Genomic DNA, 11,911 nt, shown 5'->3' with positions numbered 1-11,911 from the left:
ATTGGAGGTGCCCGTACGTTGTCCCTCATCAACCGCCTTATGATTGCTTTTTTGTTGTTCATTGTTTTGCTTCTTCCGCAATCTTCGTACGCCGAGTCCTCCGATTCCCCGGAAGCTGCGAATCCGGCAGCCCAGACCGCAGAAATTTATTTTTCCGAACATTATATCCCGGCCGACACGGTGGATAGCGAATTTATGATCGGAGCCTATGTCAAATCGAAGTATGAGGTCGTCCGCGTTACCGCTCAAATTGAGGGCGTAGTTTTGGAGTTAAAATACGGCCAAAACGATATTTGCCGCAGATACGGCTGCTTCGACTGGAGCGGCAAAATGAATATCAGCTCGTTAACCAGAGGCGTAAAAAAGGTCACTCTGATCGCAGTGGATTCCCACGGCAATAAAGCAACGCGTCAGTTCGACCTGACCTACGATAAAAAGCCGATCATCGAAGTGCTGGCACCGAAGCCAAAAGAGGTTGCAACGCCAAAGCTTCGAATTCAGGCGAGATGTAAGGATGACGATACGGCAAAAGGCTGCGTTTCGTTGTCCGCCTGGGTCGGCGACCAGGAAATAAAAGCCAAAGATATGATCGACCAAGAGGTGTCGTTGGAACATCTGGATGGGAAATCCAAAAGTATTTCTTTTAAAGCGAAAGATTCCGCGTCGCAAGAAACCGACTATACCGTTAATATTTATGTTGAAAGCAGCGACAAACTGACGCGTCTGGACCAGGTAGACGGCCGAATTTTGGATATTAGTACGGACAAAATGGTGTACTTTCGCGAGGAAGCCAGACAACTTGTTTTAAAATATCGTTCGTCCGGAGAAGAGACCGTTATTTATACGACGACGGATAGCCGTTACTTCGAAAAAGCCTATTTAACGTCAGACGGCGTAATTTTTGGAGTGAATTATGATTCAGGCCCGGCCCGGCTATGGGAGTGGCGGGAAGGCCGTCTTATCGATCTGGGAACGATGAGTCAAGCTAATAGCTTAAACGTGAAGGATGGCTATGCCCTGTACGTCCGCTTAATCAACCCTAAAAACTGGAGAGACGGAAATATTCTTGTGCTTCGCGATTTAAAGAAGGGCATATGTCAGGATATTTTTACGGCAAAAGATATCCCAAATGAGGGGCATGATCTTACGGCTGATGGCAAAGTTGTCTTTTCGGCGATAGAGTCGGAAAATCGGCAGGTTTACCAATACGAAAACGGAACAGTAACGCAAATAACATATGATACGGACAAGAAACCTTACTTTCCGGTTACAGACGGTACGCTTATTGTCTACATGGTGAAAAAAAATAATGGTGCGTCGATTGTCGTTCACAGCCTTGGGGGCAAACAGCTTTTAAGCGAAGTTAATTATGCAAATCCCGGCAAGGATTATCAGGTGAATAACGGATGGATTGCTTTTACCCGCGAAAACGGACAAGCCAGGCAGGTATGGGTACGGTCTCCGCAAGGGGAACTGCGCAAACTGTCGGACATGAACCAAGAGCATTCCATTGCTTATGTGACGGGCCGCGGGGATGTCGCCTTTTTTAACGATACCGGTCTTTATCTCAGTGAGAATCTGGCCTCCGGCCGGAAGGATTATATTCGGATTTCTTCCACCCTGGTTCAGCCTGTATGGGTACAAGGGCAGCTTTTCGGGAAAATTTATGGGACGTTATTCGCGATCCATGCGGGAACTCCCGATACCTCCGCGCCGACTTGGCCGGCTGAAAGCCGATTGGACGCTGCGGAAGTGACGTCCGAAAGCGTGCGTCTGTCCTGGAGCCCTGCGCAGGACGACATAGCGGTGACAGGATATAAGGTGTATCAAGGCTCGGAGCTCGTCGCAACCGTCACGGGTACGACGTACACCGTCACCGGATTGAAGCCGGGGACAACGTATCGGTTCAAGGTGGAAGCGGGAGATGCGGCGGGCCATTGGAGCATGACCGGTCCGTCTGTGGAGGCGACGACGAAATCGGCCCCCGTGACCGATCGGATGCCGCCTCTGATTCGTCAAGTGCAGCCGGCAGACGGACAGACCGTATCCGAATCGAATCTGTTCGTATCGGCAATCATTACCGATGATGAAACGGGCGTCGATCCGGCTTCGGTTACGGTAAAGGTAGATAACCGAAACTTGCAGGCCGGCTATGACGCCGCTGCGCATGCCGTGACGGCGGCGGCTTACGGATTGGCGTCCGGCAAGCATAGCTTGTCGATCTCGGCACGGGACAAAGCGGGCAATAGAGCGGATTCGGAGACGAGTTTCATCGTTTCCTCCGCATCGCAGGGGCCGACATGGCCCGAGGGAAGCAAGCTCAGCGCGTCGAAGATAGCGGCGACATCGCTGTCGTTAAATTGGACGCCGGCCGAAGGAGCGGCAGGCTACCGCATATACCAGGAGGGCAGTGTAGTCGGCACGGTCTATGGCCATGTGTATGCGTATGACGTCACCGGACTCCGGCCAAGCACGGCGTATACGTTTTCCGTTCAGGCGTGGGATGCGGGAGGGCGCTTCAGCAGCAATAACCCGATCGTATCCGTAACGACGGGGGCGTACGGCACGACGGAGCTTGGGCGCTTGCAGGCCCGGCCCGGTTTCCTGAACGTCGGCTCGGTGCTGGAGCTGCAGGTGCGGGCGGATCAGGCGACGGACGTCTATGCGTTTCTGGCGAAGCTCCAGTACGATCCGGCGAAGTTCAAGCTGCTGCAGGCTTCGCTGCACCCGGAATTCGGTACGGAGGGGACCACCGCGGTGAGAGGCTACTATGCTCCGTCACCGGACCGGGTTCACGTCAGCGGGTCTCTTCTGGGCAAGACACCCGGGCGGAACGGTAACGTGGGCCTCGCGACATTAAGGTTCTCTGTGCTCCAGCAGGGCAGAGGCACCTTCACGCTGCAGCCGGATTCGCAGCTTGCCGACAGCCGGGGAGGAGTTCGGACCATGCCGGGGCCGGTGAGCTTGACCGTGCACATCGGTTCGGCGGATTTCGACGGGGACGGCCGGACGGGTTTAAGCGATCTCGTGCTCATCTCGCAGCACAGCGGCACGCGCACCGGACAGCCGGAGTACGACAGCCTGTTCGACCTGAACAACGACGGCGTCATTGACAACACGGACGTGCAGTACGTGGCGGATAAAGTCGCAGCTTTACCGCTCGGTCGTTGAGGGAGAGCTCAGTGCAGCTTTGCTCTTTTCGACAAAAAAAAGCGTTTCACGGGGAACATTGTATGAAAAAGTCCTTTCCGGTCGACGGAAGGGACTTTTTGCGGTTGAAGAATATCGAAGCAAAGGAAGTCTCGCCTGTCATGGGCTGCGAGGCGCAGATAATCTTACTTGTAGACAAATCGTATGCCGTCATATACTGAAAATAGATTTCAAATTGAACAAAACGCCGGAAACGGGGGAATGAACGGACTGCGATCTGCTCTGCAAATATAGGGCGTCATGACCGCTGCGCGCGCAGCGATGAGGAGAATTCTTCGGCTGCTCGGCGAACTGTTACACATCTTGGCGAAGGAGAGAAGTGGAGTGAGGTTTTGGTTCCAATTCCGCAAGCTGTTTTTCTCCGTGTTCCGAATCCGCATGAGAACCTTGTCGATCGCCACCGGGCTGTTGGTGCTCACAAGCTCGGTTCTTATGCCGCTTCTGGAACCGGAGCAGTTTCCCCGGTTTTACGACGGACTGTGGTGGACGGTCGTGACGCTCGCTACAGTCGGCTATGGGGACACGTTTCCGAAAACCGATCTGGGCCGATTGTGGGGCATTCTGCTCATTGTTGGCGGCGTCGGATTGTTTACCTTATTTATCGGGAGGCTCTATGAGATGCTGGTCGAACGGCAAGAAAGAAGGAAGAACGGAGACTTGGACTATACGAAGCATGGCGGCGGCCATGTCGTCGTCATCGGCTGGAGCGGCCGCGCCCGGATCACGATCAAGAATATTCTCAAAACCGAGCCGTCCACAGATGTCGTGCTAATCGATGACCGCCTCGCCACAGCGCCGCTGGACGAGCACAACTTCTTGTTTATCCGGGGGATTCCTTCCAGGGACAAAACCTTGCACCGCGCCAGATTGGCGGAAGCCCGGGAGATCCTCATCTTTGCCGACGAGTCGCTGAAGGTGGAGAACCCGTACAATGCCGATGCCCGCACGGCGTTCATTTTGACAAGCGTGGAACGGATAGCGGGGCATGTGCGGACCACGCTGGAAGTGGTGCTCGAAGAAAATCTGGCCAATTTCACGAAAATTGCCTCGGACACGCATTTCAAAATATCCGACCAGTCGTTCGCCGAGCAAATGTATTCGGGGCCCAGGCGGCCGGCGGCGGACCGGTAACGGCACGGGCCGGTAAAACAAGCAACCCCTTCTTCCGCTGCGGATCGAAGGGGTTGTCTATAGGGCCGGGATCAGTTCACCCAATGCACGATTTGTTCAAGCGATTGTCTTGTTTTGGGACGGGGTTCGCTTACGCGGTAACCGAAAGCGACCATGCAGGAAATGCCGAAGTTGCCTTGGAGAATCCCTTCTTCTCTGAGCACCTGCTCTGCTTTGGCTTTGTCGAACCCTTCGATCGGGCACGAGTCGATACCGATTTGCGCGGCGGCCGACATCATGTTGCCCAGAGCAATATAGGTCTGCCGGGCTCCCCATTCGAACATCACGCGTTCGTTATCGAGCAATTGGAAATCGACTTCCAGAAACTTGCCGTAGATCTTGGTATAGTTGGCGCGAATCTCTTCCGGAAGCTGCTTGACGTTCGTCAGCATGTTTTGAATATAGTCGGAATCGGCGACCATATCGGCTTTCGTCCGGGAGAGGATAATGACAAAATGGCTGGAGGTCGGCAGCTGCTTGGACGCTCCCCAAGTGACCGGGAGCAGTTTTTCGCGGATCGCGGGATTCTGCACCACGACGAACTTCCATGGCTCGAAGCCGAAGGAGCTCGGCGACAGCCGCCCGGTCTCCAGAATGAACTGGAAATCGGCGTCGCTGATCTTTTTGCCGCTGTCGAATTCCTTGCACGCATGCCTGAACTGAAATGCCTCTAAAATTTGCTGTTTTCTTGCTTCCATAAGTAACGCCTCGCTTTCGATGATTTCGATGAGTCCTTGTTCAGCATTATAACCTCCAGCATCTCAATACGTAAGTACGCACATTTTTGTTATATAGTTCCCATTTGTATACTGTTATGACAAAGAGGCCGCGGGAGCTGTCTCCCGGACCTCTTCTTTCCACACGCTCGGGCTTATAGAATTCAAGACGCGGCGGCCTTTGCTTCCCGGCCGAACTCGACGCGCACCTTGAAATAATCCCCGTCGATATCGATGCGAAGCTGTCCGCCCTGCAGCTCGACGATGCTTTTGGCAATGGCGAGCCCAAGGCCCGAGCCTTCGGTATTCCGCGATGGGTCCCCACGCTTGAACCGTTCGAAAATTTCGTCCACATTGAAGTTGAGCTCATAGGCGGCCACATTGCTGATCGTGAAGACACTTTGTCCGCTTCCTCGGTTAACGCGAGGTGAACCCGCGTATTCGGCATCGCGTATTTGAGCGCATTGCTGATCAGATTCTCGAAGACGCGCCACGTCTTGCGGCCGTCCAGCGGAGCGGTGACCTTCGGGTTGTCCACCCGGACGCGGAAGGTGAGCGAGGAAGCCTCGATCTTGTCGCTGAATTCGGCCAGCGCCTGCTGCAGCAGGTCGGCGACGTTGACGTTTTCCACCGCCAGTTCGACGGACCCGCTCGCCATTTTGGACGCTTCGAACAAATCGTCGATCAGCACCTTCAGCCGCTGTGTTTTCCGGTCCAGCACCTCGACATAGCTCGCGACGGTTTCGGGAGGCAAGTCCTGGCGCTTGAGTAAATCGACGTAGTTCATGATGGAGGTCAGCGGCGTTTTCAGATCGTGGGAGACGTTCGTAATCAACTCGGACTTGAGCCGCTCGCTCTTCGTCTCGCGTTCCACGGAGGTCTTAATGCTTTGTTTGATGTTGTTCAGCAGGTGCGCCAGCCGGGCCAAGCTGCCGCGTCCCTTCTCCTCGACCGTATGGTCGAACCGGCCGGAGGCGATGGCTTCCGCGCCGGTCAGGATGCGGGAGAAGGTCAGGATTCGCCGGAACAGGTAAGGAATGACGACGAACGTATAAAAGAGAACATATCCTTCAGAGAAGGAGAATCTGTTATCAACGTAATGGAAGCTTGTGCGATCAATAACATCGAACAGGAAGACCCCAAATAGCACGGTCATTACGAAGATCAAGACGGCCTTCGTCAGGATGTGTCGATCAACCAGTTTAGCCCGGACATAGCTTTGCAGCTTGCGGCAAAGCCCTGCGCTCCATTGCTCCCGAAGCGCTTGCGGGTTGCGCAGCAGAAGCGCTGTGTCGCCAAGCAGGAGTCCCAGACAGCCGATCAGCAGCGCCAGCAGCGTCCATTGTGCGAAATGGCCCGGAGTGACAGGCAGCCGGAACAAGGCGGCGGAGCTTCCATAGCTTAACGCAAACATCGAGAGACCATAGATAAGCAGCAGGCGGAGCTCCAGCGGAATCCGGTGAATAGTGGCTGTATAGTTCTGCTGTACAAATTCGATACCAAGACGGTTTCGGCGTAAGTAAAAGATCAGCGCGGCAACAGCCGCCACGGTGACCCCCAGCAGGTACAGCTCATAAATTAACCGCTCCCGCAGCGTATTAAAGTAAGCGTGGTCGGCAATCATTTGACTGAAGCCGCGGGGCTCCTTCGGAAACAGAAAAGTGCCTTCCAGCCGATACTGTTGGAAAGAACGGTTGATCGATTGCAGAGCGCCGCCTTCCAACGTCGTTTGCGGCAAGCGGATGGCATAAAACGCCTCCTGCTTCTCTCCCGGAGAGGGGTCCCAATCCCGATTGGCATAGATCTCACCGGTTTCGAGGTCCTTGACATAATATTGGAAGAAGCCCTTGCGGGCCGACAAGCTGTGTTTGACGGCAGCGTATTGTTTGTTATGAAAATCAAGATAGTTCTTGATTTCCTTCTCGATCCGGTTGTTTTTCTCCCGCTCTGCGTTCGATGAAATATTGTTTTCTGTGTGTTGCAGTAAGGCAATTTCTTTTCTTATACGGTCAATCTCGGCTTGCTCTTCGAAATCCGGCGGGCTCTGCGGGTCTTGCCTTTGTGCCTTGGGCGGCTCCCCTCCCGCCTCTTCTGCGGAATTGGCGACATGTTCCCGCTTTTCCTTGGCTTTCTGTACTTCATTGGCCAGCTGTTTCTGAAGCTTCCCGATTTGATCCTGCACCTCTGCCTTTCTTTGCTCGACCTCGATGTTTTTCATCGTTTCAAAATGCCGGGTCCATTGCTCCATCCGGGCCTGCCCGATCTTCTCGGTATCCGTCTTATCCTCCCAATGGTTATAGATCACATGAACGTTCCGAAACAGATTGAAATGCTGCTCAAGCTGCTCGTAGAAGGCCGAGGAGCGAAAGTAGTAGTCCTTTTGAAGATATTCCTGATTCTTTAGCACGTCCGAGGCTGTGAGCAGTCCTAGCGCAATCAGGTAAGAGAGCAAGCCCCAAGCCAGCCAAGGGACGAGCTTACTTCTCGATTTTGTAACCAATGCCCCACACCACCTTCAAATATTTGGGCTCCCGCGGGTTGATCTCGATTTTCTCGCGGATTCGACGCACGTGCACCGCTACCGTATTTTCACCGTTGAAATACGGCTCTTTCCATACCTTTTCATAAATCTCCTCTATCGAAAACACACGGCCCCGATGCTCGATTAAAAGCTCAAGGATTTTATATTCGGTCGCCGTCAGCCGGACCTCCTCCTGATCCACCAAGACGGTTTTGCTGCGTTTGTTCAGCACGAGGCCCCGGACTTCGATCTCGTCCTCGCTCGCTTTGTAATGGCCCAGATGGGTGTAGCGTCGAAGCTGGGACTTGGCCCGTGCGGTCAGCTCCAGCGGATTGAAGGGCTTGCACAAATAATCGTCCGCGCCGACGGTCAGCCCCAGGATTTTGTCCGTGTCCTCGGATTTAGCGGACAGCATAAGGATCGGAATATTGCGGCTTTCACGAATTTTGAATGTCGTTTGGATACCGTCCAACCCGGGCATCATGACGTCCAGAATGATCAGGTGGATATCTTCCTTCTCCAGAATGTCCAAAGCCTCCAGGCCATGGCTCGCTTTGAACACATTCATGTTCTCGTTCTTCAAATAGATTTCGATGGCGTTTCGAATCTCGGGTTCGTCGTCGGCCACCAGCACATTGTACTTCTGCATAATTGTTCCCCTTGAATGCTGCATTCGGATTTACGGCTGCTTGCAAGCGCATATGTCTATATTAAAGGAGACTTTTGTCAAAAAAGCTACCTGATTTCTTACAAATTTCTTACGATGCCGGGGAAACGGATAAATCAAAGGTGTTCGTATATGGAGAAATATGGAATAGTGCGATAAAATGATAGAAGACGAAACGCGCGAACCTAAATTTAGAGATTAGGAGTCAAGCACATGCGGCAAATAACCAGAGAAAAAATAAACTTCATGAAGCATGTTCTGGAAGAAGACCCTTTTTATTTGGTAATCGGGGAGATCCGGGAAGAGTCCGATCCCGACCCGGACGTAAAGAAGGACGCTCTGCAAGCCTATCACGAGTTCTTGAACGAGTATTCGTCTTTGAGGTGCGGAAGCGTTATCCTTTTTGGCCGAAAAGAGCTGACGGACTATCAATTTCCCGTAGCGGATATGCCTGGCGGATTCAAAGAATGGGTATGCATCGGGAAGATCGAGCCTTATCCGTTATATATAAATAAACAGAACGGACGAATCTGTTGTTTGACCGGCGATCCGGGAACGGAAATGAAAATCCGGCATTACGGAGATTTTCATGAGTTTTTGGAAAGCTATGTGTTCGGTGAAAAATACGTCGAAATCGGAGGCAGGGATGGCTGGTATGACCTGCTGAACCAACGGGGTCTATTAAAATAAACGGGAGAGCCGCGCAGGTCGGCTCCGGCAGGCCTATTCGATTTTCTTCTATTGACCTTCACCCCAATTAAATTTATACTAAGTCTAAATACTATTGAAGGGGTGAGCCTGATGAGCAGATTGAATTTAACCACGCAGCGCAAAACGATCCTCGATCTGATCCAAAGCTGCGACGATCATCCGACGGCCGCCGAGATTATGGAGCGGCTGCGTATGAACGGCCACCAATTTGCTTACGGCACGGTGTACAACTCGCTTCGGTACTTGACGGATGCGGGGCTGATTCGAGAGCTCAAGCTGGGGGAAACCGCTAGCCGTTACGATGGACGGACGGAAGACCATTACCATATTGTGTGTACGAAGTGCGGGCGGGTAGACGAAGTGCTGTCCGCGCCGCCGGCCGAATGGATTAGGGAGGTTGCAGCGAAAACGAACTACGACGTGCATCACAGCCAAGTCGTCTTCGAGGGGGTATGCTATTCATGCAAACATCCGAAAGCGTAATGCAGCCGCTTATGCGGATCACCTATTCGCAAACGGAGGGCACCGGAACGGCCGACGCGGAGCGGCCAGCGGCGCCTACGGCTTCAAGCACAGGAGAGACGGGGAGCACGAGGCCTTTCCTATGCGCCCAAACGAAGCGCGTAGCCGTGATCAGTCCGTTCCCCGGCTCGCTGCATCCGCTGATCAATGGATTGGCGGGCGAATGCTACGACGTTCTTGTGTTTCACCGGTTCGAGTCCCAGGTTATGAATGCATTGGCCGTCGATCTGTTCGTATTCGATGTGACAACGGCGGATTGGGAAGGCGTGGCCGGCATCCGGGAGGCGCTTGCTTCCGATCCGAAGAAGCAAGCCCGCTCGGTGCTGCTGGGCGGCGAGCGGGAGCTGGCGGATAGCGGCTTCACCGGGCTCGGGGAACTGCTGCCTTGGCCGACAGGTCTGCAGGAGGCCATGTACCGGATCGAGCGCAAGCTCAGCGGCCTGGCCGATGCGGAAGAAGAGAACAGCGTCGGCAGCTTCAAGGATCTGCAGATCGATACCAAGAAAATGACCGTTATGCGCGGCAGCAGCCGTATCGAATGCACGAAGACGGAATACGAAATTCTGCTGATGCTGCTTCAAGCGGAAGGGGCCGTGCTGTCGCGCGACGAGATCATGGATCGCATCTGGGGCAGCTCGTTTGCCGGCGGCAGCAACGTCGTCGACGTTCATGTGAAAAGCTTGCGCAAAAAGTTGGGCGACAATCCCGCCGCACCGCAGTACATCGCAACGGTGCGCGGGGTCGGATATCGGCTGGCCGACTAACAGTCGGCCGCCCGCTTCATCCGATCTTCATGAAAACCTCACGGAAAGCTCATGATTCCGTCATGCAGCGATGGTACAATGAGTTCATAACTTAGATCAAGTCTAAATTCAATTTGGAAGGTGAGATCAAGCTATGGACCATCGTTTGACGACCAATCAAGGCGCCCCCGTGGGGGATAATCAAAATTCGCGTACGGCCGGCCGCCGCGGACCGACGCTGCTGGAGGACTATCATCTGCTGGAGAAGCTGGCCCACTTCGACCGGGAGCGTATCCCGGAACGGGTGGTGCATGCGCGCGGCGCGGGGGCGCACGGCGTATTCCGCGTCGAGCGGAGCATGAAGCCTTATACGAAGGCGCATTTTCTGCAAGAGGCCGGGCAGGAGACGCCCGTCTTCGTTCGGTTCTCGACCGTGATCCATGGGACCGGCTCGCCGGAGACGGCCCGCGATCCGCGCGGCTTCGCCGTGAAGCTGTACACGCAAGAAGGCAATTACGACATCGTCGGCAACCACTTGCCGGTATTCTTTATCCGCGACGCGCTGAAATTCCCGGATATGGTTCATTCGCTCAAGCCCGCACCGGACACCAATATCCAAGACCCGGCAAGGTACTGGGACTTCATGACGCTGTCGCCGGAATCGACGCATATGCTGACTTGGGTGTTCTCGGATCACGGGACTCCCGCCAATTACCGGCAAATGGACGGCTTCAGCGTGCATGCGTTCAAATGGGTGAATGCGGAAGGCAAAGTCACGTACGTCAAATACCACTGGAAATCGCTGCAAGGCGTCGTGAATTTGTCCGCCGATGAGGCCCGGGAGGTTCAGGGCCGAGACTTCAATCATGCGACGAGAGATTTGTTCGACCGGATCCGGGACGGGAGCTTCCCGCAGTGGGCGCTGCATGTGCAGTTGATGCCGCCGGAGGACTTGGACCGGTGGGGCTTCGACCCGCTCGACGCGACGAAGGTATGGCCCGAGGATGCGTACCCGCTGCACCGCATCGGCACGATGACGCTGAACCGGAACCCGGACAATTTCTTCGCCGAGGTCGAGCAGTCCGCCTTCTCGCCGAGCGCCTTGGTGCCGGGGATCGAGCCTTCTGAGGATAAGCTGCTGCAGGGCCGTCTGTTCTCCTACCCTGATACGCAGCGGTACCGGCTTGGCGCGAACTACCTGCAGATTCCAATCAACTGCCCGTATGCGCCTGTCCGCAACCATCAGCGCGACGGGGCGATGAACGTGAAGCAGGATACGTCTACGGTTAACTACGAGCCGAACAGCACTTCCGGCAGTCCACAGGAGGACCCGGCCTATGCGGAAAGCGAAGCGCCGCTGACCGGTCCCGCACTCCGGCAAAAAATCGAGAAAACCGACGATTTCACGCAGGCCGGCGAGCGGTACCGCAGCTATACGAAGCAAGAGCAGGACAACCTGATCCGCAATCTGGTCAACGATCTGAAGCAGACGAGCCAGGACATCCAGCTGCGCGCCATCTGCAACTTTTTCCGGGCGGATGCAGAGTACGGGATGCGGCTCGCGCAAGGGCTCGGCATCGATATCCAAAGCTTTATTCCGCGTTCGAACTAGAAACGGGAAGACCGCTCTCAACCGAGGGCGGTCTTTTTT

General features: G+C 54.5%; 9 protein-coding genes and 1 pseudogene. 6 read left to right on the top strand and 4 right to left on the bottom strand.

Going from position 1 to position 11,911, the window contains the following annotated elements:
• Window positions 1-18: 18 nt before the first annotated feature.
• Entirely contained in the window at window positions 19-3,171 is a 3,153-nt protein-coding gene (locus PEH01S_RS01410) for a fibronectin type III domain-containing protein (RefSeq protein WP_164827620.1), read from the top strand.
• Between the two features lie 363 nt (window positions 3,172-3,534).
• Window positions 3,535-4,341 (top strand): potassium channel family protein, encoded by an 807-nt coding sequence (locus PEH01S_RS01405; protein ID WP_164827618.1) that lies wholly within the window; start codon window positions 3,535-3,537, stop codon window positions 4,339-4,341.
• 71 nt (window positions 4,342-4,412) lie between these two features.
• On the opposite strand, the gene PEH01S_RS01400 is transcribed toward PEH01S_RS01405, so the two are convergent.
• The 4 genes and pseudogenes from PEH01S_RS01400 to PEH01S_RS01390 form a co-directional block, all read right to left on the bottom strand.
• Window positions 4,413-5,078 (bottom strand): NAD(P)H-dependent oxidoreductase, encoded by a 666-nt coding sequence (locus PEH01S_RS01400; protein ID WP_127483686.1) that lies wholly within the window; start codon window positions 5,076-5,078, stop codon window positions 4,413-4,415.
• Window positions 5,079-5,260: 182 nt separating this feature from the next.
• The gene (locus tag PEH01S_RS36065) at window positions 5,261-5,449 is read right to left on the bottom strand and encodes an ATP-binding protein (protein WP_407669407.1); all 189 of its coding nucleotides are present in this window, start codon (window positions 5,447-5,449) and stop codon (window positions 5,261-5,263) included.
• Window positions 5,450-5,802: 353 nt separating this feature from the next.
• Window positions 5,803-5,883, bottom strand: a pseudogene (locus PEH01S_RS36060) (hypothetical protein); the annotation flags it as partial.
• Between the two features lie 1,690 nt (window positions 5,884-7,573).
• Window positions 7,574-8,266 (bottom strand): response regulator transcription factor, encoded by a 693-nt coding sequence (locus PEH01S_RS01390; protein WP_025852195.1) that lies wholly within the window; start codon window positions 8,264-8,266, stop codon window positions 7,574-7,576.
• 231 nt (window positions 8,267-8,497) lie between these two features.
• On the opposite strand from PEH01S_RS01390, the gene PEH01S_RS01385 reads away from it, so the two are divergent.
• From PEH01S_RS01385 to PEH01S_RS01370, 4 genes are all read left to right on the top strand, one after another.
• Window positions 8,498-8,974: a hypothetical protein gene (locus tag PEH01S_RS01385; RefSeq protein WP_025852194.1), complete on the top strand. Its 477-nt coding sequence runs from the start codon at window positions 8,498-8,500 to the stop codon at window positions 8,972-8,974.
• Between the two features lie 111 nt (window positions 8,975-9,085).
• Window positions 9,086-9,478 (top strand): Fur family transcriptional regulator, encoded by a 393-nt coding sequence (locus tag PEH01S_RS01380; protein WP_025852193.1) that lies wholly within the window; start codon window positions 9,086-9,088, stop codon window positions 9,476-9,478.
• Window positions 9,457-10,281: a response regulator transcription factor gene (locus PEH01S_RS01375; RefSeq protein WP_164827616.1), complete on the top strand. Its 825-nt coding sequence runs from the start codon at window positions 9,457-9,459 to the stop codon at window positions 10,279-10,281. The genes PEH01S_RS01380 and PEH01S_RS01375 overlap by 22 nt, the downstream gene beginning before the upstream one ends.
• 133 nt (window positions 10,282-10,414) lie before the next feature.
• Entirely contained in the window at window positions 10,415-11,872 is a 1,458-nt protein-coding gene (locus PEH01S_RS01370; RefSeq protein ID WP_127483683.1) for a catalase, read from the top strand.
• Window positions 11,873-11,911: the final 39 nt, after the last annotated feature.

It is taken from the genome of Paenibacillus ehimensis NBRC 15659 (assembly GCF_004000785.1).
Classification (GTDB): Bacteria; Bacillota; Bacilli; order Paenibacillales; family NBRC-103111; genus Paenibacillus_G; species Paenibacillus_G ehimensis.
This window is presented reverse-complemented; position numbering and strand designations above follow the sequence as displayed.

What these genes read in the sequence shown, in the direction of transcription:
- PEH01S_RS01400 (WP_127483686.1), bottom strand. Translation starts at nt 5,078, where the DNA reads ATGGAAGCAAGAAAACAGCAAATTTTAGAGGCATTTCAGTTCAGGCAT.
- PEH01S_RS01390 (WP_025852195.1), bottom strand. Translation starts at nt 8,266, where the DNA reads ATGCAGAAGTACAATGTGCTGGTGGCCGACGACGAACCCGAGATTCGA.
- PEH01S_RS01385 (WP_025852194.1), top strand. Translation starts at nt 8,498, where the DNA reads ATGCGGCAAATAACCAGAGAAAAAATAAACTTCATGAAGCATGTTCTG.
- PEH01S_RS01380 (WP_025852193.1), top strand. Translation starts at nt 9,086, where the DNA reads ATGAGCAGATTGAATTTAACCACGCAGCGCAAAACGATCCTCGATCTG.
- PEH01S_RS01375 (WP_164827616.1), top strand. Translation starts at nt 9,457, where the DNA reads ATGCAAACATCCGAAAGCGTAATGCAGCCGCTTATGCGGATCACCTAT.
- PEH01S_RS01370 (WP_127483683.1), top strand. Translation starts at nt 10,415, where the DNA reads ATGGACCATCGTTTGACGACCAATCAAGGCGCCCCCGTGGGGGATAAT.